The sequence below is a fragment of the Pyxidicoccus sp. M15 genome (genome assembly GCF_056858435.1).
Genome location: NZ_CM166495.1, coordinates 9,830,460 through 9,851,590, shown reverse-complemented (window position 1 = coordinate 9,851,590; position 21,131 = coordinate 9,830,460). Strand labels below are relative to the sequence as shown.

Genomic DNA, 21,131 nt, shown 5'->3' with positions numbered 1-21,131 from the left:
GGGCAGTGTAGCCGTCCCAGGGGCCGGGGTAACCTTGCCGGACACGAAGGAAGGGGAGCGCGCCCGATGGCGACCGTGGAATGCCCGAAGTGCGACCGGCCTCTCGACGCGACGGGGCTCGCGCCGGGCACCCTCATCACCTGCCCGTGTGGCAACGTGACGACGGCTCCGTCCCGCATCAATCGGAAGTGGTTCTTCCTCGCGCTCGGGCTGCTGGCCTGTCCGTGCATCGGCGCGGTCGCCGCCATCACGATTCCCAACTTCGTCCGGTTCGGCCAGCGCGCCCGCGCGGCGGAGTGCAGGTCGAACCTGAAGGGCTGGCACACGGCGCAGCGGTACCACTTCATGGACAAGCGGACCTACTCGCCGGTCTTCTCCGAGGTGGGCTTCGCGCCCGAGCGGAGCAATCGCTACGCGTACTTCACCGGCCAGGGGCCCATGGAGCTCCGCGACACGGAGCGGAGCGAGACGCCCGAGGGGGCGGTGGCGATTGGCGTGGATACCTACCGTTTCGATGAGTCCCGCGCCGTCAGCCTGGAAGCGCTTCCCGCGCCGGTGAAGGCGCGGCTCGGCGTCTCCGGGACATGCCCCGACTGCAACATCACGATGGCGTGCGTGGGGAACACGGACGAAGACGAGACGCTGGATGTCTGGGTCATCTCCACCGGGCCGCTGGACCTCCAGGCCGAGGACGGTGAGGCCTCCGAGCCCGGCGAGCCCCTGCACTTCGTGGACGACACGCGCTCGTGAGGAGTGGACGCCCCATGCCCGCCCTCAAGCCACTCTTCCTGCTCGCGGACAGCTCGCTCCTGTACTGGCGCGATGGGGGCCGGCCGTACCTGGCCTGTCTCTCCACGTGGCTGCCAGCGGACGCTCCGCTCCGGGCCGCGTACCTGGGCGCATCCAACGGCGACGAGCCTTCCTTCTACGAAATCTTCACCGGCGCCATGGCGCTGGCGGGCATCTCCCACTGCCGGATGATTCCCTCACGGCCCTCGGACGAGGACCTCGCCTGGCTCGCGCGTGCGCACGTCATCCTGCTGGCGGGAGGAGACCCGCTCCTGGGCTGGGAGACCTTCCAGCGCAACGGCGTGGAGCCGCTGCTCCGCGAGCGCTACCGCGAGGGCGCCATCCTCATGGGCATCTCCGCGGGCGCGATGCAGCTCGGCGCACGGGCCTGGCGCGAGGACCCGCCTCCTGGCGAGCTGGCCCTGTTCCCCGTCCTGGGCCTGGCGCCCTTCATCGTCGGCGTCCACGAGGCACCGGAGTGGAAGGAGCTGAAGCGCGCCATGCGGGCCGCGGGCCCTGGGGCGCGTGGAATCGGCATCCCGCTGGGAGGCGGCGCCCTCGTCCACCCGGATGGAACGCTGGAGCCCGTGCGCCACCCGGTGACCGCCTTCCACAATGAAGGCGAGCTGCTCCGTCAGTCGCTGGTGACGAGGTAGGGCTCGGGGAGGGGACGCTCCTCGCAGTCGAGCGCCGTGCCGTCCTCCCACGCCAGCATCAGCAGGTCCGCCGGCCCGTCGAGCGCGATGATGGGGTGGTGCCAGAGTCCCGGGCGGTAATTCACGCCCTGGCCCGGGCCACACACGAAGGCGCGCAGCTGCGACAGGTCCGGCTCGCCGCGCGCATCGTCCGGGCACACGACGACGAGGAAGCGCTGGCACTTCAGCGCCACGAACATCTGCGACGAGCACGGGTGACGCTCCAGCAGGCGCACCTCGAAGGGCAGCGTCTTCGCCACCGAGCGGAACACCGCGAGGTTGGGCTGGGCCTGCTCCCGGCTGCCGCCGAGTCGGGCCACCCTGTCGAACCGGGTGGCGGTGCCCTGGTTGGCGCTGGAGCCACCGGAGAGGTCCAGGCCGATGACGTCCCCGAAGGGAGCGAAGGCCTCGCGGGTGAGGGGTTGTGCTCGAAGTGGCGCTCGCATGGTCCGTCTCGCTCCCTAGGTGCCCAGTCCGGTGATGTGCTCGCAGAGGGTCCGCAGCTGGTGCTCCCACCGGGCGCGCCGGTTGCGCGCGGCGCTCGTGAAGAGGACCCGGGCCAGCGTGTAGCCGCCCGCGGCGACACCGAAGAACACGCCGAGTCCCGTGAAGACCGAGGAGGTGAAGATGGCGGTGAGTGTCCCGAGGGGAATGCCGAGGCCGCCACCCACGCCTCCCCAGACGCCGCCATACAGCCCGCCCGCGAGGCCGCCCTGCGAGGCCGTCAGCTCCACGCGCAGGCGCCCGCCGCTGCTCCAGATGGCGACTTTCTCCGGGAGCGAGCCATTCTCTTCCTTCCGTGTCCAGGTCAGCCGCTGTTCATCCTGGAAATGCAAGACGGTGCCCTTTCCGCCCACCAGGTCATTCATCATCAGGGCCAGTCTTTCGAGGCTCTTCGGCGTGAGCTGCACGGACAGGGTGCGCTCCAGATGGACCGACAGGGACTCACCGAAGAAGAGGCTCTTCGTCGCGAGGGTGGCCGGGGCCTCCAGGGACTCGGCGGCGCGGCGGATGTTCTCCGGCGAGATGCCGGCGTCCGCGGCGATGCGCTCCAGCTCCTCGAGGCTCAGCTCGGCCGGGGCCTCGCGCGTGCCGAGGTGCGCAGCGCGTCGCAGGATGAGCTCGGCCTCTTGTTGGGTGAAATGACGGGCGGGCTCTCGCGGCTTTTCCATGAGCGTGCATCTTGCCTCAACCCGGGGGCGCGGCTGATAGCATCCGGGGACACAAGGACACGGTGATGGACTCCGTCAGACAGAACTCCCGGCCGCGACGCTTCCTGCTCCTGCTGTCCTCCCTCCTGCTACTGGGCGCCTCACCTTCCCGGACTCCCATGAGCCCTCCTCCCGCCGTCCCCACCCAGGCGATTCCCCCTCCGAAGGCGCTCGCGGCGCTGTGGCCGGAGGTGCACTCGAAGGCGCTCCCCGTGGCCCCGCTGGTGCGGCACGGCGACGTGGAGAAGCACCTGAAGGCCCTGCGCGAGCGCGCCCCGGACCTCTTCCAGTTGGAGGTGGTGGGGCACTCGGTGGAGGGCCGCGCGCTGTACCACCTGTCCCTGGGCACGGGCGCGCGGCACGTCCTGCTCTGGTCGCAGATGCACGGCGACGAGCCCACCGCCACCTCGGCCCTGCTGGACTTCTTCGAGTACGTCCGCACGCACCGCCAGGAGCCCTGGGTGGCGCGGATGCTCACCGAGCTCACCCTCCACGCGGTGCCCCTGCTCAACCCCGACGGCGCCGAGCGCTTCCAGCGTCGCAACGCCCAGGGCATCGACATCAACCGCGATGCGCTCGCGCTCCAGACGCCGGAGGCTCGGGCGCTCAAGGGCTTGCGGGACAGGCTCAAGCCCTTCATCGGCTTCAACCTCCACAACCAGAGCTGGCGCCACGCGGTGGGCCGCACGGGGCGCCCGGCGTCCATCTCGCTGCTCGCGGCGGCCTTCGACGAGAAGCGCAGCGACAACCCGGGCCGGCTGCTGGCGAAGAAGGTGTGCGCGGTGATTCGCGACGCGGTGGAGACGCTCGCGCCGGGGCAGGTGGGGCGCTACGACGACTCCTTCGAGCAGCGTGCCTTCGGCGACAACATGACGCGCTGGGGGACGCCCTCCGTGCTCATCGAGACGGGGGCGTGGACCTCGCTGCCGCCGGACGAGCCGCTGGTGCGCCTCAACTTCGTCGCGCTGGCGACGGCGCTGGACGCGCTGGCCACGGGAAAGGCCGCGGAGGCGGACGTCGCGCGCTACGACTCCATCCCGGAGAACCTGGGCTCGGGGCTGGTGCAGGTCCTGCTCCAGGACGTGGGCCTGTTCGGCGCGGACGGAAAGCCCTTCACCGCGGACGTGGGCATCGCCGTCACGCGCGAGGTGCGCAAGCAGGGCGGGCAGCTCTCGCTCGTGCACGTCGGGAAGGTGGAGGAGCTGGGCGACCTGCGCGTCCTGGGCGCCGTCGAGTCGGTGGCCGGACGGGGACTGTTCGCCGTGCCGCTGGCGGGGCACGCCGCGAAGGTGGGCGACACGCTGCGCCTGGAGAAGCCCGAGAAGGACGTGGTGGAGCTGGGTCAGTCCGGGGCGCTGATGTTGCTGAAGCCGCTGACGCCGGCGTCCACCTATCGCGTCGAGCGCATCATCCGCTTCGACCACGACTAATCCGGTACGCGGACTCGGAGCGGATGCGGACCACGCTCCGGGCTCTCAAGAGCGCCATGGCGCGGTGCCGACATGAGCCAGTCGATGCGCAAGGTCGCTGGTTCGGCTCCGTCTACACCTCCGTGAACCGCACGCCCGTGACCTTCGCGCGCTCCAGCGCTGACTTGATGTCCTCGGAGACGATGAGGGGAATCTTCCATCCCCACGCGCGGAACACCCTGGCGTTGCCTGCTTTCGTGCCGTCGATCCGCATGCCGGACACGGAGCGATACTCGCCCACTCGCTCTGGCCGCCCGTGCTCTGGCGTCCAGTACCGCACCTCCGAGGATGCCTTCTCATCAATGCAGCGAATGAGCTTCGTGGCAACCAGGATGAGGTATTGGTCCGGATGCCCCTTGATGTCCACCGGGATGAGTTGCACGTCATTGGGGGCCAGCTCTGTGAAGAGCGAGGCCACCCGGACATGGACGACAGGCGTCACCCCTACGCCAGCCAGTGAGAAGTCCAATGGCTTCCCAGGTTCACCAATGGGGATGCTCAGTCGGCTTTCGACACGGAGAGGCCGTCCTGCCCTGAACATCCAGGGGTCGTCCACTTCCTGGCCGCGCTCGTCCAACGCGTCTCCCAGGTACCAGTTGCCGGTTTTGACATTCTCGGAGAGGTCGAAGAATCGAGCTGGCATGGTGTCGTGCTTCTAGCGCCGCTTTCTTTGGGTCAGGAGCTTGTTGATGTCCGTTCCTCTCGTGACTGCTTCCTGCGCCAGTTCCTGGAGAGCATCCGTCAGTAGTTTTCTACACTCCAGAATCTTGCGGCAGCCCTCCGTGGCATCGCTCAGCCGTCTGAAGACCAGCGCATGGTAGTCCTGTGGATGCGGCCCCTTGTGTCCCTCGATGGGGACGACGTTCTCAGGGTCTTTCAGCTCCATTCCCGCCTTCTTGAAGATGTCCCGGAACCGAGGCGTCCAGGGCCCCCCGCGCGCGGTGGACTTCTCGTTGCGGATGGTGGCGAGGTGGTGCTTCTGGGGGCGGCCCGTGCCGCTCATGCCCCGCTCCGCCATGACCACGGCGTTGGGGGCGAGCGCGACGGTGAAGCCGTCCGCCGCCATGGCCACCGAGCGCACGCTTCCAATTGAAACGAACTGGTAGCCCGCCTGGGACTCGACGGCGAGCGCCGCCTGGGCGGAGCCGGGCAGCCTCGCGGCCTTTGCCGCGAGCCCGGCGGTGTTGCCGATGGCGGCGGTGGCCAGCATGATGAACACGCGCGCCGCGTTCTCTCCCAGCACCTCGCCGTACGCCTCGCCTGCGGCGCTGAGCTGCTCGAAGGTGGTGGCCTGGTCCACCTCACGCACCAGCGAAACCCACCCGTCCAGCAGCCGCCACACCGTGTCGACACCCAGATAGGCAATGGCGGTGGCCGTCAGCAGGGCCGCCAGGCCCTTGCTCAGCGGCTCGGGGAGTGCCCACAGCAGCAGGTACATGCTGACGGAGGCCGTGACGGTGGCCTGCAGGGCGCGAGGGTCCGCGATGTCCCTCAAGGCCTTGGCTGTCTCCTCCCACACCGAATCCATGGCGATGGCCATCGCGAGCGCATACCTGCCATCGCTGGCCAGCAAGGGCCCCTCGCCCAGCAGGTGGAGGCAATCTCCGGGCTGGCGCTTGCGCTCGCACCATTGGCCATAGTCACGCGTCAGCGCCTCGTCGGCGTAGGACGCCAGAAGGCGAGGGCCGTCAGCGTCCGTGTCTTCGGCCACCGGGATGAGACGGTGGCCGTGCCCCTCGTACCAGTACACGCCGCCTCGCTTTGGGACGCCGAACAGTTGCCGGGCCTCTCGCAGCGGATTGGCGAAGGGGCGCACGTCGCGGGCCAACTCCGCGACGGCCTCCTGGAAGTCGTCTTCGTCCAGTTCCACCGGGCCGGCGCCTTCGTCCTCGCGCGGCGTGTGAAGCAGAAGCGCCCCGTCTCCCGTGTCCAGGCGTACCACCCGGACTGTCGAGCAACCCGCCACGGCCAGCAGCAGCAACAGCGGCACGGCCCGGCGCAAGCGCATCGGAACTCCCTGGATACGGCCTTCCGTACGCGGAGGGGCCGTATCCAGAAATAATAGTCTATCCTGACATCCATGGTGCGTCGTGAAGGCGCAGCCGCAGGTCCGCCTGGGAGTCCCAACGAAGAGGGCGTGCCATGCTGCACCGTTCCAGCGCCTTGGTGATGCTTGAGCGGGAGGTTAGGGCGAGGGCATGGTCCGGACCACCGGACCCAACCACCCCGTCTGGCCAGGACCGGACGAGAAAGTCCGACGACTCCAGAGGAAGCTCTACGTCGCAGCCAAGCAGCAGAAGGTGCGCCGCTTCCACGCGCTGTTGGACCGAATCCACCGGAGTGACGTCCTGTGGGAAGCGTGGAAGCGGGTGCAACGCAACAAGGGCGCTACAGGTGACACCCCAGTGCCGCACGTGGGGTTGTCCGCCTGCAACCGGGTCTGCGCTCCTCATCCGGAAGATTCACAGCCTCTGCGCCATCCTCGCCTCGGCAGTGCGGGATGAGGCACCGCGCCTCGTCCCGGCGGGTCCCGTGGCGGAGCAGCCGCTCCGCCACGGCTTCCCTTCCGTCGTACTACGGCGCGTACGAGCCGGCCGGCACCACGCACAGGTTCAGGGTGGCGGAGCCCTGCCCGCCGTGGCCGTCCCTGGCCGTCATGGTGACGCTGCAGTTGTTGCAGGCACCGGCGGGCAGCGCGGACGGAGTGAAGCGCGAGCCCTGGGAGTTGGGCGTGGAGAAGGTGCCCGCGCAGGTCGCGGTCCACTGGTACGTCACCGGCTCGAAGTCCACGTCCACGACGTTGGCGGTCAGCGTGGTGTCCTGCCCGAGCCGCACGCGGCCCTCGGTCGCCGTCACCGCGCCCACGAGCGGCGGGGTGTTGAAGCTCACCTGGATGGTGGCGCTGCCCCCCACGGGCGTCGCGGCCACGACCTCCACGCTCACCCGGGCGGTGCTGACGCCACCGCGCACGTCGCGGACGGTCAGCGTGAGGGTGACGGTCTGCGCCGTGGACGGCGCCGTCCAGACGGTGTTGGCGGTGTTCGCGCTGCTCAGCGAGCCCGCGCTGGCCGTCCAGGCGTAGGACAGCGTGTCGTTTACCGCGGGGTCATGCGCCGTGGCGCTCAGCGTGAGCTGCCCGCCCGCCTCCACCGTGGTGGACGACACCGTCACCGAGTCGATGATGGGCACGTCGTTGGGCGGCGTCACAGGGACGCTCAGGTCCTGCAGCGTGACGGCCACCAGCGCCGTCTCACCCGAGACGATGGTGACGTCGGTCGCCTGGCCCTCGAAGATGCGCCCACCCTGGGAGCTGAAGCCGGTGGCGAGGAAGCTCCGGCCGGTGCCCGCGGGAATGCCGCTGAGGGTGCCGCCCCAGGTCCCGTTCGTCTTCACCAGGTCCTGGCTGAAGCTGGCGAAGTCCGGGCCGGACACGGTGACCTGGATGCGGGTGACGGCGCTGCCGTTGGCCGCGAACTCCTGAGTAGCGACGACGAACTGCACCGAGCCCGTGGACGACTCCGGGCTGCAGCCGGCGACGAGCGCGAGCATGAGGGCGACGATGGGAAGACGCTTGAGTCCGAGCATGGATGTTCCCCCTCTCACCTCCGGGCGTGGATTCGCCCGCCGAGATGCGAGGGTTTCACGTTGCCACAACACCCGGAGCCCCCGCAGCCCCCGGCAGGATGGTAACTCCTGTAACCCCGGTACCCCTGGGTGGGTGGTAACCCGTGTGACCAGCTGGTCTCTCGAGTTACCACCCTCCGGACGCGTGGAGGCCCGGCGCGAAGGCCCGCGCCCCTCTGCCGCACCGTTCCTCACGTGCCGCGAGAGGGCTGGCATGTCCCCTGCTCAGGGAAAACCCGAAACGCCAGGGACACCCTCAATGCCCACGAGCAGGGGAACCCCCTCACCCTGGCGTCTGCCTCTGCCCTGGGCTGATTCCTCCAAACCATGACCCGAAAGTTCGATTGGCTCTCCTCCGTGACGGCGATGTTCGCCGGCTTGGCCGCCGTGGCTGGCATTCCGACGTCCGCCGAGGCCGCGCAGGACGTGTCGCCGGAAATCGTCTCCGCGATGCGGCGTGACCTGGGCCTCACCGAGGAGCAGGTTCACCGCCGGCTCGCCTTCGAGGCGAAAGCGCCCCAGCTGGAGCAGAGCCTGCGCCAGCAGCTCGGCGCGAAGTTCGGCGGCGCGTGGCTCGACGCGGAAGGGGGCCAGCTCATCGTCGGTGTCACCGACGAGGCCAGCGCGGCGAAGGCGCGCCTCGCGGGGGCGCGGCCCCAGCGCGTGGCCCGCAGCCAGGCTCAGCTGGAGCGCGTGAAGGCGGAGCTGGACGGCAACGTGAAGGAGCTCTCGCCCGCCATCCACTCCTGGTACGTCGACCTGCCCACCAACACCGTCGTCGTCTATGCGGACGCGTCCAGCGGGACGAAGCTCCGCGCGGACGCCTTCATCGCCGCGAGCAGCGGGGCGAAGGACGGCTCCATCCGCGTCCTCCCCTCCACGCAGGCGCCGCACGTCGTCTATGACGTGCGCGGCGGTGACCCGTACTACTTCAGCAATGCCCGCTGTTCGATTGGCTTCGCGGTGAATGGCGGCTTCGTCACCGCGGGACACTGTGGCGGCGCGGGCACGCCCACCACCGGCTACAACGGCGTGGCGCTGGGCACCATCCAGGCGTCCACCTTCCCGGGCAACGACTTCGGCTGGGTGGCGACCAACGGCTCGTGGACGCCGCAGCCGTGGGTCTACAACTACAACGGCGGCAACGTGACGGTGGCGGGCTCGAACGAGGCCCCGCTGGGCGCCTCCATCTGCCGCTCCGGCTACACCACCGGCTGGCGGTGCGGCACGCTCGACGCGAAGAACGTGACGGTCAACTACTCCAACGGCCCCGTCTACGGCCTGAGCCGCAGCAACGCCTGCGCGGACGGCGGTGACTCCGGTGGCTCGTTCATCTCCGGCAACCAGGCGCAGGGCGTGACGTCCGGCGTGGCGGGCACGTGCGCCAACGGCAACCCTCCCCAGACGTTCTTCCAGCCCATCAACCCCATCCTCAACACCTACCGCCTCACGCTCCGCACGACGGGCGGCGGCAGCAGCGGGGCGTCGTTCGTCTCGCGCTTCAATGGCAAGTGCATCGACGTGCCCAACTCCAACTTCTCCGACGGCGTGCCACTCCAGATGTGGGACTGCAACAACACCAGCGCGCAGAAGTGGACCTTCGTCAACGGCACGCTCCAGGCCGGCGGCAAGTGCATGGACGTGGCCTGGGCTTCGACGGCCAGCGGCACGGCCATCCAGCTCGCCAACTGCAATGGCAACGCGGCCCAGCAGTTCGTGCTGAGCGGCGCGGGCGACCTCGTCAGCGTGCTCGCCAACAAGTGCGTGGACATCAAGGACTGGAACTCGGCCAGCGGCGCCCGGCTCATCATCTGGGATTGCACTGGCGGCGCGAACCAGAAGTGGGACTACCGCTGAGCGTCGCGGCGGAGTGAAGACGTCGCGGGCCGGGGGAGGCGCTGCCTTCTTCCCCGGCCCGTGCTTCAGAACACGCTGCGCACGAGGCCGCCGTCGATGCGGAGGGCGGCCCCGTTGATGGCGGAGGCGAGCGGGCTGCTCACGTAGGTGACGAAGTCCGCCACCTCCTTCGGGTCGATGAGGCGCTCGATGAGCGAGGTGGGTCGGTTCTCCCGCATGAAGCGCTTCTCCGCCTCGGCGAGCGGCAGGCCCGGGAAGATGTCCTGGACGAGCTTCGCGACGCCTTCGGTCCGCGTCGAGCCCGGCATGATGGTGTTGACCGTGACGGCCGTGCCCTTGGTCAGCTCCGCGAGGCTGCGCGACAGGGAGAGCTGCATCGTCTTCGTCGCGCTGTAGTGGGCCATCTCCGGTGAGGGGCTGATGGCCGCCTCGCTGGCGATGAACAGCACGCGCCCACTCTTCTTCGCCAGCATCCCCTTGAGGTAATGGCGGGCGAGCCGCACCCCGCTCAGGATGTTGACCTCGAACAGGCGCTGCCAGGCCTCGTCCGTCTCGTCGAAGAAGGCCACCGCTTCGTAGATGCCGAGGTTGTTGATGAGGATGTCCACCGCGGGGAACTGGCGGAGCGTCTCCGCGGTGCCCTCGGCGGTGCCGTTGTCGGCCGCCAGCTTCTCCAGCTTTGCCCCCGGCACGCGGGCGCGGATGTCGGCGATGGCGCCCGCCACGCTGGCCAGGGTACGGCCGTTGATGATGACCGTGGCGCCCTCACGGGCGAGGGCAGTGGCGATTTCCCGACCGATGCCGCCGGTGGAGGCGGTGACGAGGGCCAGCTTGTTGTCGAGTTGGAGGTTCATGTCCCCATAGGTGTCGCGGACGGGGCCGTCCTGCAACCCTCTCTGGGGCACAGCACCTGTGACGTCGATTCAAAACCGACGCGAAGCGGGCGCTCGGGGGTTGCGCCTGTTTCGTGTAACGCGCCCGCTACCCACGGGCCGGCTTCCGGCGGGCTCCAGGCTTCCCTGAGGGAGCCGGGGCCTCCACCGGCGGCGGGGAGGCCGAGTCCTGCGCGGAGTAGCTACGGGCCTCGTCGAGCAGCCACTCGCGGAACGCGGAGAGCCCCGCGTGGTCGTCCGAGCGCTGCGGATATACGAGGTAGTGCGCGCGGTCTGTCTTCAGGCACTCGGTGAAGAGCGGCACGAGCATCCCCGCCTTCACCAGCGGGCGGGTCAGCGTCAGCCGGCCCAGGGCGATGCCGAGCCCCTCCACCGCGGCGCGGTTCAGCGTCTCCGTGTCGTCGAAGTTGGCGACGAAGCGGCGGGGTGGGGTGCCGCCGAAGCGCTCGAACCACGGGCTCCAGGTGGCGGCGGAGCCCAGCAGCGGAAAGCGCTCCAGGGTCCGCAGGGTGGGGCGCCCCAGCCGCTCGATGAGGGCCGGGCTCGCCGACGGGGTGACCCAGTCGTCGAACAGGTGGACGGTGCGCAGTGCCGGCCAGGGCCCACGGCCGAAGCGCAGTCCGGCATCGATGTCCGTCTCCTTCTCGAAGTCCACCACCTCCACGCTCGACTGCAGGTTGATTTCGAGCCGCGGGTGGAGGGCGACGAAGCGCGGCAGGCGCGGCACCAGCCAGCTCGTCGCCAGCGAGGGCAGCAGCGTGAGCGTCAGCACGTCATCGCGACGGGCGCTGTAGGGGCGCATGGCGTGTTCGATTGCATCGAGGTGCTCGGCGACGCGCTCGAACAGTCGACGGCCGTCGGCGGTCAGCTCGACGCCGCGCGCGTTGCGCACGAAGAGGCGCTGGTCCAGCTGCTCCTCCAGGCCGCGAATCTGGTGGCTCAGCGCGCTGACGGTGAGGTGCAGCGACTTCGCCGCGCGCGACAGGTTGCCGTGGCGGGCGGCGCTCACGAAGCCCTGCAGGGCGTACAAGGACGGGCGGGGCATCGAGGTCAGAGCCTTGAGGAAGGTTCAACACAGGGTTGCAAAATCATCGCTTTTTCCCTGAGGAGCATGTCCCTACCTTGAGGACAGTTCAACGAAGCGCCTGGGGAGACGGCACATGAGCATCTACAAGGGGCTGTTGATGTTGGAGGGTTACCTGACCACTGTCGAGCGCGACAACGACGAGCCGAGGGGCCGTGGCGCCGGGGCGCCGGAGCCCCGCCCGACGGATGGCAGGCGAGCGGCCGCACCGCGCTCCGTGCCGGAATCGGCGCCGGTCAGCGCGGAAACGGGCTGCCTGGCCGGAGGTTGCTGCTGAAGGACTGCTTCACCGCGGCGGCGTCAGGAGGCGGCCGGTGCCTCCCCGAGCTGCCGCAGCCGTTGCAGGTCCCGCCCCGGGGGCGCGCCGAAGAGGCGGCGGTACTCGCGGCCGAACTGTGAGGGGCTCTCGTAGCCCACGCGGAAGCCCGCCGTCGCCACGTCGACGTCCTCGCTGAGCAGGAGCCGGCGGGCCTCCTGGAGCCTCAGTTGCTTCTGGTACTGCAGCGGGCTCATGGCCGTGACGGCCTTGAAGTGGTGGTGCAGGGCGGACGTGCTCATGTGGACCTCGCGCGCGACGTCGTCGATGCGCAGGGGCTCCGCGAAGTGGGCCTTGAGCCAGCCGATGGCCCGGGCGATGCGCTGCGACTGGCTGTTGGCCGTGGCAATCTGCTTCAGCCGCCAGCCGTGCTCGCTCGTGAGCAGGCGGTAGACAATCTCGCGCGTGGCCAGCGGGGCCAGCGCGGGGATGTCCTCGCGCGTATCCAGCAGGCGCACCAGGCGGAGCACCGCGTCCAATAACGACGGGGAGGTCTCCCCGATGAACAGGCCCCGGGAGGAGCTCCGCCGGGGCTCCTCGGGGCGCTTCGCGTGCAGCATCAGGTCGGCGATTTCGCCGGGGTCCAGGTCCAGGCGGAAGCAGAGGTAGGGCTCGCGGGGCGTGGCCTGCGTCACCTGTCCGGAGACGGGCAGGTCCACGGACACCACGAGGTGCTGCGGCGCCGCGTATGGGTAGAGCTCATCGCCCAGAATCACCTGCTTGCCACCCTGGGCGACGACGCACAGCGCGGGCTGGTGAAGCGCGATGAGGGGCTCACCTGGACGCGAGGCGCGGATGAGCACCACGCGTGGGATGTCCGTCGCATGGATGCCGTCGTGCGGGCTGTGCCGCTCCAACACCGAGACCAGCTCGGCCAGCGGCTCGTTGGCTCCTGCCGGAGGCTTTGCCCGCACGCTCGTTCCCATGGAGTATCAGACTACTCATTCCCAGGGGGCGGGGCCCGGGTTCCGGGGCTCCTTGGAGGAATAGGCCAGAGCCCGCCAGGAATGGTCTACCGGCCGAGGCCCTCCCGTCTCTACATCTGGCTCCATCACGGGGCACTCGCGCCCCGGAGCACTCACGACGGGAGCACGTATGTCTGGCATCGAAGGAAAGGTCATTGCCATCACCGGGGCGAGCAGTGGAATCGGAGAGGCGGCGGCTCGCCTGCTGGCCCGGCGCGGAGCGCACGTGGTGCTGGGCGCCCGGCGCACGGACCGGCTGGAGGCGCTCACGCGGGCCATCACCGCGGAAGGGGGCTCGGCCCGCTACCGGAAGCTCGACGTGACGCGCCTGGAGGACATGGAGGCGTTCATCACCTCCGCGCGCACGGAGCTCGGCCGCGTGGACGTCATCCTCAACAACGCTGGGGTCATGCCGCTGTCGAAGCTGGAGGCGCTCAAGGTCGACGAGTGGAACCGGATGATTGATGTGAACATCCGGGGCGTCCTGCACGGCATCGCGGCGGGCCTGCCGGTGATGAAGCAGCAGGGGCGCGGGCAGTTCATCAACGTGTCGTCCATTGGCGGCCATGCGGTGTCGCCCACGGCGGCCGTGTACTGCGCGACCAAGTTCGCCGTCATGGCCATCTCCGAGGGGCTTCGCCAGGAAGTGGGAGGCGACATCCGGGTGACGGTGATTTCGCCCGGCGTCACCGAGTCGGAGCTCGCCGAGAGCATCACCGACCCGCTGGCGCAGCAGGGGATGAAGGAGTTCCGGCGGATTGCGATTTCCGCCGACGCCATCGCCCGGGCCATCGCGTTCGCCGTGGAGCAGCCCGACGACGTCGACGTCAGCGAAATCATCGTCCGGCCGACGGCCAGCCCCTACTGAGCGGAGACCGGCGGCGGAGGCCTCAGAAGCTTCCGCCCACCGCGAGCATCGCCCCGCCGCGGGCCGGCACCACGGACACGCGTGGCAGGCGCCGCAGGTCCGAATCCTGGCTCCACTGCCGCACGAGGTGCTCGGTGGCGCTCTCCGTGTACCAGGCGCGCAACAGGTACGCCGTGCCGCCCACGGCCGACAGCAGCGCCGCTGTCTCCCCGTTCACCACTTCCTGCCGGTCGCCTCCCAGCACGCGCTGCCGCTCGGCGAGGACCAGCGACACCGCGGCCGACCCCAGGTAGACCCAGCCGAGCGTCTCCAGCTGGCGCCGGACCCTCCGCTCCTGGGCGAGGAAGCGGTTGAGGCGGTAGTCCACGCGCGCGATGGTCCTGCCCGGGTCCGACGCCGGGTCTGCCTCGGACGCGTTGAACTCCGAGAGGAGGACCTTGGGGTCCTCCTTCCGGAGCTGTTGGATGAAGTCCGTTCCATTGAAGAACAGGCTCAGGCTCAGGGTGCCGAGCCCCTGGATGCGTGAGGCGCGGTCCCCATTCACGAGCAGGACCGTGCTGGCGCCCACCGAGGAGACCAGGGTCGCTCCGAAGAGGATGGTCTGCGTGCGGCGCTGGTCGCTCTCGACCGCGCTGAACGTCTCCACCAGCTGCCGCATGCGCTCGCGGTCCGCCAGCGAGATGCCGTATACGGGCGGGTGCTCCGAGCGCCGGGTCTGCTCGAACGCGGCCAGCGCCCGGGGGCCGAAGGGCGTCGCGAAGAGCTGTCGGAGCTGGTCCTGCACGCCGCGCGCGGCCGGAGGCAAGGGCGCCGGGGTGGTGAAGCCCGCCAGCTCCACCGAGGTGTCGGGCGCGATGTCTCCCAGGGTCCAGGCGCGCGCGGCGTCGGGTGCGTCCAGGCGCTCCACCTCCATGCCTCGCGCCACCCCGGAGGGCAGCCGCAGCGCCAGCGGGACACCGGCTTCCTTGTTCAAGTCCGCCCAGCGCAGGCCCTGGGCATCGCGCAGCGTGAGGCGCACCGCGGGCGGAGCGTCCACCTTCAGCGTCACCGCCGAGCGCACCGCCCGCAGGTCCACCAGCGTGGCCTGGGCGCTGCGTCCCGGGCCGAGCGCGAACAGGCGCGGCCGGAACAGCGGGTTGGGAATCTCCTGGGCGGCGATGCTCGCGAAGGCCTCCAGCTCCGCGTAGGTGACGCGCCCGTCCGCGTCCGCGTCCGCGGCGCCCATCAGCCCCGCGCGCACCACGTGGCTGAAGACGCCGGACTGCAGCTCGGACCACTCGTACACCTCGGCCTCGGCGCTGGTGGACAGCAGCACGCCCACCGCGGGCAGCCGCTCCGCCAGGTGCTGCGTCATGTCCGACGGCGTGGCGTAGCGCCGCCCACCCGCCTTGCGCGGGCTCACCACGAAGAAGGAGTTGCAGCTGTCCAGGAGGACGTGCGCGCGCGTCGCGTCCACCTGACGCAGCAGCGCCTGCAGGTCTTCCGAGTCGAAGGGCCGGTCGCCCAGCTCCAGGAAGCCGCGCCCCTTGTCCACGTCGCCGTGGCCGGCGAAGACGAAGTAGAAGTCCACCTCGCGCCCGGCGCGCTTCGTTTCGGCGATGCGCGCGGCCAGCGTCCGGGTCGCCTCCGTCACGTTCGCGAAGGTGGGCGCGCGCGCCACCGGCACGAGCGACGGGAAGAGCCGGCGGGTGTCCGAGTCCAGCTCGGTGAGCAGCACCGTGCCCCCGGGCTCCGCCAGCATGGAGAAGACCTCGTGGTACTTCGCCCCGTCGTCGTCCGCGTACTGCAGCGTCGCCCGGCCGGGCGCGTAGCTGTGGTTGTTGGACACCACCAGCGCGAACACCGCCGGCGGGGAGGACGGGGCCTCCTCCGCGGCGGTGGTGGACAGCGTGAGCGCGACGAGGAGCGGCAGCAGGGACGTCAAGGCGTTGCCCCCGGCCCCGCCAGGACGACGGACACCGACTCCACCGCGGCCTCCGGCCACCGCTGCCGCAGCGCCTCGGGCGTGCGTCCCTCCGGTGCGAGCGACTCGATGTCCTTCACGCCCAGCGGCGCGCGGGTGACGACGGACACGAGCCGCAGCGGTCCGGGTGCCGGCCCCTCCAGCACCACCACCTCGTCCAGCGCCCGCGCCTCCGCCGACGCCGCCAGCCGCACCGACGGCTCGTTCGCGTCCTCGCGCAGGTGGGCCGGGTAGAGCCAGTGCACCTCGCCACGCGCGTCCTGGGCGAAGGCCAGCAGGTACACCGGCTCTCGCGCATCCAGGTTGCGGTAGCGCACTCCGAAGCCCGACTCCGCCGGCACCACCGCCCCGGGGGCCAGGGGCGCGCTGCCCGTGCCCGGCGTGTGGAAGGTGATGCCCACGCTCCGGGCCAGCGAGGCCGCCACCGGTCCACCGCGCGAGGTCCACGTCCCCTCGCCGGGCGGCTGGACGGGCGTGGGCCGCAGGACGAGCACCGCGAGCCCCGCGGCGAGCGCAGCGGCCGCTGCCCCTCCCGCCCAGGGCTGACGCCAGCGGGAGCGCGCCCGCCGCTCGGCGGGGCCCTCACGCACCCGGCGCATCACCCGCGCCACCGCCTCCTCCGTGGGCGCGGCCGGCTCCAGCGGCGCGGAGATTCTCGCGACGAGCGCCTCCACGTCTCGCAGCTCGGCCTGGCAGCGCGCGCAGCCCTGGACATGGGCACGCAGTGACTCCGCCTGTTCCTCGGGGAGCTGCCGGTCGACGAGCTGCGACCAGACCGATGGCTCGGGGCATGCCGACGTCACGGACGACCTCCAGACACCCTACCGCGGAGCTTCTTCAAGCCATGGAACACGCGCGAGCGCACGGTGGCCTCGTTGCGCCCGACGATGCGGGAAATCTCCGCGTAGTCGAGCTCCTGGTCGAACCGCAGCAGCAGCACCTCGCGGAACTTCTCCGGCAGCTCCAGCATCGCCTCGCGCACGCGCCGCTGCTGCTCGCGCTCCAGCAACCGGTCCACCACGTCCGGAGCCGACGATGAGGACACCGCCTCCAGCCGGGCCTCGGGCGCCTCCGTCAGCCAGCGCTCCCTCCGGCCCGAGTCCCGCGCGCGGTTGCGGCACAGGTTCCGGGCCAGGGTGAACATGAAGACGACGAAGGGCGCGCGGGGCTGGTAGTCGTGGCGCGCCTCCCACACCCGCACCAGCGTCTCCTGCGCCAGCTCGTCGCCCTCGGCGGCGCTGCCCACGGACTTGCCGCAGTAGCGCGCCAGCCGAGGGTGGTGCCGGCGCACGAGCTGCTCGAAGGCCTCCTCCGAGCCCGCGGCGGACAGGAGCATCAGCTCCTCGTCCGTGCGCGACTCGAGCCGTCGCCGGGTGTCCCCGGGGAAGGGGACGACCTTGTGGGAGTCACGGGGAGAATCCGTCATGGCGAGGCCCGCGCAGACTACTGGAACCTCCTAGAGAACGGAAAAGCCGCCGGAGAGGCCCAGCACCACGCCGCCGGGCCGGGAGAAGCGCAGCACCTGCTTCTCGGTGTCGGTCAGCTCGCGCAGGCCTCGGGTCTGGTAGCTCGCGGGGTCCAGGCGGAAGGCCCAGCCCGCCTCGAACGCCAGCCACCCGCGATTGCCCATGTCCATGCGGTAGCCCAGCGAGGCGTTGGCGGTGGTGGCGGCCGAGCGGGTGACGCGCACGCCCGCGTCGTCCTCCTCGTCGAACCAGCTCTTGTGCCCCAGGTTGTGCGCGAGCGCGCCCTGCAGGAAGAAGGAGCGCGAGACACCGAGCGGGTACACGCGCGAGTGCGCGGTGAAGCGAAAGCCCCACAGCCCCCTGCCCGCGCCGGCGCCCAGGGAGAGGAAGTCCACCAGCCGCAGGTCCGCCGCCAGTCCGAAGCCGGTGAAGTAGCCCAGTCCCCCGGCGTTGTTGAAGCCAACGCTGCCGCCCACATCGAGCCGGTGTCCATGCGACGGCGTATCGAGCACGGAGCCGGGGCCTCCGGACGGCACGTGCTCCCCGGCATGGGCGAGCGTGGACAGGGTGAGCGAGGCGAGCAGCAGGGCAGCCGCGGCGTGGACGGTCTTCATGGGGGCTCCGGGGGCCCGCGGCGACGGGCCCGTGTGTCGTGAATGCCCGGAGAACCCCCAGCGCCAATGCGCGTTTAAAAAATCTTTCGCGGCGTTGACGGCTCGCGGCGAACCCCTGTCTTATCCCGCCCTGTTTCATTCCGGACAGTGGCTGAGGGGGGCTGGAAATGTTCGCGCGCAGGTGGAGACACGAGGTTTTCGAGGGGCCCGTCCGCCTGTCAGGGCGTTCGATGCAGGTCCTCTCGTTTCTGCTCACGGGGGCCATGGTCTGCCTGTCGCTCAGGCCCATGGCGGCGGCGGCCCAGACGCGCGCACTGCCCATGCCGGTCAGCCGCCCGGCGCCGCCGCGGCCCCTGCACAGCGAGGAGAAGCTGGCGCTGACGTTGGCGGCGCTCGAAGGCACCCTGGCCGGCAAGGGGAAGTCCGCGACGCAGGGGGCGGAACTGGCGGTGCTGCGCGACAGGCTGGGCGCGTTGGACAGGGAGGCGACGGCCGACTTCGCGCGCGTGGAGCGGAACGTGCGAGCGCTGGGGCTGGGGCCGGAGTTCCTGAAGCGTCACCAGAGCGCCGTGAATGAATACCGCGCTCGCATGACGGACCTCCAGGCGCGGCTCGACGTCGTGGGGAGCGCCGGGGACGCGGCGAAGCGCGGGCTCGCGAACGAGGAGGCCCGGAAGCTGCTCGCGAAGACGCGGGAGCGGCCGGCGAGCATTCCCCTGGACCCGAGCCGGCTGCCATTCCGGGCCACCGACAGCCGCACGCGTGAGCCGCTGTCCTCCGCGAAGGACCTGCAGGCCCGCCTGTTCCCGAAGACGAAGTCCTCGGCGGACGCGGCCATGCGCTCCCCGGGCGAGGCCAGCGCCCTGGCGCCGCCCACGCCCGGAGACCTGGCGGCGACGGAGGACGTGCAGCTCACGCAGCCCATCCGGGACCTGGCGGACTCGCTGGGCCACCACCCGGTCCGCATCTACAACTGGGTGCGCAACAACATCCGCTTCCTGCCGACGCATGGCTCGGTGCAGGGCTCCGCGATGACGCTGGCGTCGCGGCAGGGCAACGCCTTCGACACGGCGAGCCTGCTCATCGCGCTGCTGCGGGCCTCCGACATCCCCGCGCGCTACGTGTACGGCACCGTGCGGGTGCCGGCGGCGCAGGCGGCGAACTGGGTGGGCGGCGTGTCCTCTCCGGAGGCCGCGCAGCACCTGATGGGCCAGGGCGGCATCCCCAACGCCGCCATCATCCAGGGCAACCGCATCACCCACCTCCAGGTGGAGCACGTCTGGGTGGAGGCGTACGTGGACTTCGAGCCCTCGCGCGGCGCCATCCACGAGCAGGGCGACACCTGGGTGCCGCTGGATGCGTCGTTCAAGCAGCACGTGGTCACCGCGCCCATGGACCTGGCCCGCGAGGTGTCCATCGACTACGGCCGGCTCACGCGGGGCATGGCGGAGGCCGCCCAGACGTCACCCCAGGGCGGCGTCACGGGCCTGTACCCCGGCTACGTCCGCAAGACGCTGGAGGACGCCCTGGCGGAGACGCAGGACAAGCTGGGGGACCGGATGGAGCAGCTCACCCCGGAGGACGTGCTCGGCTCCGTGAAGGTGGTGGCGGACGACTCGACGCTCCTGGCCGGCAGCCTGCCGTACCGGCTCGTCGCGAGGGGCGCCTCGCCGAGCGCGCTGCCGCCGAGCCTGCGCCACTCCGTCAGCCTCACGCTCTACGCGTCGCAGCTCGACCGTGCGTATGACTCGCCGGAGCTGACCTGGTCCATCAGCCTGCCGGAGCTGAACAGCCGGCGGCTGGGCGTCCACTACCGGCCCGCCACGCCCGGCGACGCCCAGCTCATCCAGAGCTACGTCAACCAGGGCGCGTCGTCCCTGCCCGTGTACCTCATCCGCGTCGTCCCCGAGGTGCAGGTGGACGGGGTGGTGGTGGCGCAGGGCAGCCCGGTGATGATGGGACAGCAGCAGGTGTGGGAGCTGTCGCTCCAGGAGCCGGGCCGCGCGTCGCCTCCTGACGCCTATGAAGTCGTCACGGGAAGCGAGCTGGTGTTCGGCATCAACGGCAACGGCATCACCCGGAAGGTGCTCGAGGACCGCTTCGCGTCCATGCCGTCCGACTCGGTGGCGGAGAACCTGCACGAGGCGGCCCTCACGTTCTGGTACCAGCACGACCTGTTCGACGGAATCGCCGCGGCGACGCACCGGGTGCATGCGCAGCGCCTGCCGTCGGCCGGCCTGTTCACCACGCCGATGGAGGTCCGGTACTGGTTCGGGCTGCCGCGCAGCGGCACCTTCGCGTCGTACGTCATGGACGTGCAGCGCGTCACCGTCGGCGTCACCGCGGACTCCGCGAAGCAGCAGGTCGACTTCATGTCGCAGGCGGGGCTCCAGGGCTCGTACCTGGAGGGCGCCGTGTTCGAGCAGCTCTTCCGCCGGTTCCAGGGCACGGGCCAGTCGACGGCGCAGGTGCTGGTGGACGCCGCGGCGGACGACATCCCCATCTACCGCATCGACTCCAGCAACGTGGACACCGTCCTGCCGCTGTTGAGTGTCTCCGACGACGTCCGCCAGGACATCGTCAACGGCGTCGCCGCGGGCAAGCGTGTCACGATTCCCCAGCGAGACCCGCGCGGCGTCACCGGCTACATCGTCCAGGACCCCCAGACGGGTGCCGCCGCCTACCTCATCGAGGGTGGGCTCAACGGCGGCAAGCAGAGCAACTGCCAGGAGGAGCCGCAGCCGGTGCGGGTGCCGAGCTGGCTGGTGGACCTGTTCCTGGCACTGCTGCTCATCGCCGTCATGGCGGCCCTCATCTACATCGCCGTCCAGTCGGGAGGGACGCTCGCGCCGCAGGCGGCCTCCGTCTTCCTGGCCGTCGCGGGAGGCTCGCTGCTCTTCTCCGGCAACGCCTACGCGGCGACGCGCAACCCGTGCTGCACCGTCAAGCCGGTGCCCCACCTGGGTGGAGACCCGGTGCACGACCGGTGCGCGGACCTCATCGGTCCCAATGACCATCCCAAAATGGACGCCCATGTGGACGGGCGCAACTTCGACGCGGTGACGGACAACTCGGTGCTGTGGGAGGTCAAGACGTACAACCTCGCCAACTGCACCTCGAGCTTCTGCCAGTCGGTGCTCCTGCCCCGCTGGGTCGCTGAGACGAATGCCCAGCTCCAGGCGGACCTGCAATTGGCCCACCGCTGCGGCTACATGCTGGCCTTCGGCGCGGGCGACCCCATCTTCGCGGCGATGATCAGCCCCACCGCCTATGACGTGATGTCGGTGCAGCCCGGCATCTGCCTGCAGCCGTGACAG

The 21,131-nt window shown here is 70.4% G+C and carries 19 protein-coding genes; 7 read left to right on the top strand and 12 right to left on the bottom strand.

Annotated elements, in window-relative coordinates; genetic code table 11:
* The first annotated feature begins 66 nt into the window (after nt 1-66).
* Complete coding sequence (locus ACX9TP_RS36475) at nt 67-750, top strand: fimbrial protein (RefSeq protein WP_482975266.1); 684 nt, start codon at nt 67-69, stop codon at nt 748-750.
* Between the two features lie 14 nt (nt 751-764).
* Entirely contained in the window at nt 765-1,445 is a 681-nt protein-coding gene (locus tag ACX9TP_RS36470) for a Type 1 glutamine amidotransferase-like domain-containing protein (protein ID WP_482975265.1), read from the top strand.
* On the opposite strand, the gene ACX9TP_RS36465 is transcribed toward ACX9TP_RS36470, so the two are convergent.
* Nucleotides 1,424-1,930, bottom strand: coding sequence for an ureidoglycolate lyase (locus tag ACX9TP_RS36465; RefSeq protein WP_482975264.1), 507 nt, complete (start codon nt 1,928-1,930; stop codon nt 1,424-1,426). The two genes, ACX9TP_RS36470 and ACX9TP_RS36465, sit on opposite strands and share 22 nt — an antisense overlap.
* Before the next feature lie 15 nt (nt 1,931-1,945).
* Nucleotides 1,946-2,656 carry a hypothetical protein gene (locus ACX9TP_RS36460; RefSeq protein WP_482975263.1) on the bottom strand — a complete coding sequence of 237 codons (711 nt, stop codon included), beginning with the start codon at nt 2,654-2,656 and terminating at the stop codon, nt 1,946-1,948.
* A 158-nt stretch (nt 2,657-2,814) separates the two neighbouring features.
* On the opposite strand from ACX9TP_RS36460, the gene ACX9TP_RS36455 reads away from it, so the two are divergent.
* Complete coding sequence (locus ACX9TP_RS36455) at nt 2,815-4,125, top strand: M14 family metallopeptidase (RefSeq protein WP_482975262.1); 1,311 nt, start codon at nt 2,815-2,817, stop codon at nt 4,123-4,125.
* 112 nt (nt 4,126-4,237) lie between these two features.
* Here ACX9TP_RS36455 and ACX9TP_RS36450 read toward each other — a convergent pair whose 3' ends face one another.
* The 3 genes from ACX9TP_RS36450 to ACX9TP_RS36440 form a co-directional block, all read right to left on the bottom strand.
* Complete coding sequence (locus ACX9TP_RS36450) at nt 4,238-4,807, bottom strand: imm11 family protein (RefSeq protein ID WP_482975261.1); 570 nt, start codon at nt 4,805-4,807, stop codon at nt 4,238-4,240.
* A gap of 12 nt (nt 4,808-4,819) precedes the next feature.
* Nucleotides 4,820-6,172, bottom strand: coding sequence for an AHH domain-containing protein (locus ACX9TP_RS36445; protein WP_482975260.1), 1,353 nt, complete (start codon nt 6,170-6,172; stop codon nt 4,820-4,822).
* 566 nt (nt 6,173-6,738) lie between these two features.
* Nucleotides 6,739-7,749 (bottom strand): Ig-like domain-containing protein, encoded by a 1,011-nt coding sequence (locus ACX9TP_RS36440; protein WP_482975259.1) that lies wholly within the window; start codon nt 7,747-7,749, stop codon nt 6,739-6,741.
* A 366-nt stretch (nt 7,750-8,115) separates the two neighbouring features.
* Here ACX9TP_RS36440 and ACX9TP_RS36435 point away from each other — a divergent pair, with 366 nt between their 5' ends.
* Nucleotides 8,116-9,645 (top strand): ricin-type beta-trefoil lectin domain protein, encoded by a 1,530-nt coding sequence (locus ACX9TP_RS36435; protein ID WP_482975258.1) that lies wholly within the window; start codon nt 8,116-8,118, stop codon nt 9,643-9,645.
* Nucleotides 9,646-9,710: 65 nt separating this feature from the next.
* On the opposite strand, the gene ACX9TP_RS36430 is transcribed toward ACX9TP_RS36435, so the two are convergent.
* On the bottom strand, nt 9,711-10,499 hold the full coding sequence (locus tag ACX9TP_RS36430) for an SDR family NAD(P)-dependent oxidoreductase (RefSeq protein ID WP_482975257.1): 789 nt from the start codon (nt 10,497-10,499) through the stop codon (nt 9,711-9,713).
* Nucleotides 10,500-10,626: 127 nt separating this feature from the next.
* The gene (locus ACX9TP_RS36425) at nt 10,627-11,583 is read right to left on the bottom strand and encodes a LysR substrate-binding domain-containing protein (RefSeq protein WP_482975256.1); all 957 of its coding nucleotides are present in this window, start codon (nt 11,581-11,583) and stop codon (nt 10,627-10,629) included.
* A 115-nt stretch (nt 11,584-11,698) separates the two neighbouring features.
* Between ACX9TP_RS36425 and ACX9TP_RS36420 the strand changes: the two genes are divergently transcribed.
* Nucleotides 11,699-11,899, top strand: coding sequence for a hypothetical protein (locus tag ACX9TP_RS36420; RefSeq protein WP_482975255.1), 201 nt, complete (start codon nt 11,699-11,701; stop codon nt 11,897-11,899).
* Nucleotides 11,900-11,922: 23 nt separating this feature from the next.
* Here the strand turns inward: ACX9TP_RS36420 and ACX9TP_RS36415 are convergent, their stop codons facing one another.
* Nucleotides 11,923-12,864 carry an AraC family transcriptional regulator gene (locus ACX9TP_RS36415; RefSeq protein ID WP_482975254.1) on the bottom strand — a complete coding sequence of 314 codons (942 nt, stop codon included), beginning with the start codon at nt 12,862-12,864 and terminating at the stop codon, nt 11,923-11,925.
* Between the two features lie 169 nt (nt 12,865-13,033).
* Here ACX9TP_RS36415 and ACX9TP_RS36410 point away from each other — a divergent pair, with 169 nt between their 5' ends.
* Nucleotides 13,034-13,771 (top strand): SDR family oxidoreductase, encoded by a 738-nt coding sequence (locus ACX9TP_RS36410; protein ID WP_482975253.1) that lies wholly within the window; start codon nt 13,034-13,036, stop codon nt 13,769-13,771.
* A 22-nt stretch (nt 13,772-13,793) separates the two neighbouring features.
* On the opposite strand, the gene ACX9TP_RS36405 is transcribed toward ACX9TP_RS36410, so the two are convergent.
* From ACX9TP_RS36405 to ACX9TP_RS36390, 4 genes are read right to left on the bottom strand one after another with little or no spacing between them, the layout of a single operon-like run.
* Nucleotides 13,794-15,695 (bottom strand): hypothetical protein, encoded by a 1,902-nt coding sequence (locus tag ACX9TP_RS36405; protein WP_482975252.1) that lies wholly within the window; start codon nt 15,693-15,695, stop codon nt 13,794-13,796.
* Nucleotides 15,692-16,537, bottom strand: coding sequence for an anti-sigma factor family protein (locus tag ACX9TP_RS36400; protein WP_482975251.1), 846 nt, complete (start codon nt 16,535-16,537; stop codon nt 15,692-15,694). Before ACX9TP_RS36400 ends, ACX9TP_RS36405 begins: the two co-directional genes overlap by 4 nt.
* Complete coding sequence (locus ACX9TP_RS36395; RefSeq protein WP_482975250.1) at nt 16,534-17,160, bottom strand: RNA polymerase sigma factor; 627 nt, start codon at nt 17,158-17,160, stop codon at nt 16,534-16,536. Before ACX9TP_RS36395 ends, ACX9TP_RS36400 begins: the two co-directional genes overlap by 4 nt.
* Before the next feature lie 30 nt (nt 17,161-17,190).
* On the bottom strand, nt 17,191-17,814 hold the full coding sequence (locus ACX9TP_RS36390; protein WP_482975249.1) for a hypothetical protein: 624 nt from the start codon (nt 17,812-17,814) through the stop codon (nt 17,191-17,193).
* Nucleotides 17,815-18,044: 230 nt separating this feature from the next.
* On the opposite strand from ACX9TP_RS36390, the gene ACX9TP_RS36385 reads away from it, so the two are divergent.
* Nucleotides 18,045-21,128, top strand: a complete 3,084-nt coding sequence (locus ACX9TP_RS36385; RefSeq protein ID WP_482975248.1) for a DUF6310 domain-containing protein — start codon at nt 18,045-18,047, stop codon at nt 21,126-21,128.
* The last annotated feature ends 3 nt before the right edge of the window (nt 21,129-21,131 follow it).

Coding starts and splice junctions, on each gene's coding strand:
- ACX9TP_RS36445 (WP_482975260.1), bottom strand. CDS start 6,172: ATGCGCTTGCGCCGGGCCGTGCCGCTGTTGCTGCTGCTGGCCGTGGCG.
- ACX9TP_RS36470 (WP_482975265.1), top strand. CDS start 765: ATGCCCGCCCTCAAGCCACTCTTCCTGCTCGCGGACAGCTCGCTCCTG.
- ACX9TP_RS36430 (WP_482975257.1), bottom strand. CDS start 10,499: ATGAACCTCCAACTCGACAACAAGCTGGCCCTCGTCACCGCCTCCACC.
- ACX9TP_RS36410 (WP_482975253.1), top strand. CDS start 13,034: ATGTCTGGCATCGAAGGAAAGGTCATTGCCATCACCGGGGCGAGCAGT.
- ACX9TP_RS36465 (WP_482975264.1), bottom strand. CDS start 1,930: ATGCGAGCGCCACTTCGAGCACAACCCCTCACCCGCGAGGCCTTCGCT.
- ACX9TP_RS36390 (WP_482975249.1), bottom strand. CDS start 17,814: ATGAAGACCGTCCACGCCGCGGCTGCCCTGCTGCTCGCCTCGCTCACC.
- ACX9TP_RS36420 (WP_482975255.1), top strand. CDS start 11,699: ATGAGCATCTACAAGGGGCTGTTGATGTTGGAGGGTTACCTGACCACT.
- ACX9TP_RS36425 (WP_482975256.1), bottom strand. CDS start 11,583: ATGCCCCGCCCGTCCTTGTACGCCCTGCAGGGCTTCGTGAGCGCCGCC.
- ACX9TP_RS36385 (WP_482975248.1), top strand. CDS start 18,045: ATGCAGGTCCTCTCGTTTCTGCTCACGGGGGCCATGGTCTGCCTGTCG.
- ACX9TP_RS36475 (WP_482975266.1), top strand. CDS start 67: ATGGCGACCGTGGAATGCCCGAAGTGCGACCGGCCTCTCGACGCGACG.
- ACX9TP_RS36435 (WP_482975258.1), top strand. CDS start 8,116: ATGACCCGAAAGTTCGATTGGCTCTCCTCCGTGACGGCGATGTTCGCC.
- ACX9TP_RS36450 (WP_482975261.1), bottom strand. CDS start 4,807: ATGCCAGCTCGATTCTTCGACCTCTCCGAGAATGTCAAAACCGGCAAC.
- ACX9TP_RS36440 (WP_482975259.1), bottom strand. CDS start 7,749: ATGCTCGGACTCAAGCGTCTTCCCATCGTCGCCCTCATGCTCGCGCTC.
- ACX9TP_RS36455 (WP_482975262.1), top strand. CDS start 2,815: ATGAGCCCTCCTCCCGCCGTCCCCACCCAGGCGATTCCCCCTCCGAAG.
- ACX9TP_RS36415 (WP_482975254.1), bottom strand. CDS start 12,864: ATGGGAACGAGCGTGCGGGCAAAGCCTCCGGCAGGAGCCAACGAGCCG.
- ACX9TP_RS36395 (WP_482975250.1), bottom strand. CDS start 17,160: ATGACGGATTCTCCCCGTGACTCCCACAAGGTCGTCCCCTTCCCCGGG.
- ACX9TP_RS36460 (WP_482975263.1), bottom strand. CDS start 2,656: ATGGAAAAGCCGCGAGAGCCCGCCCGTCATTTCACCCAACAAGAGGCC.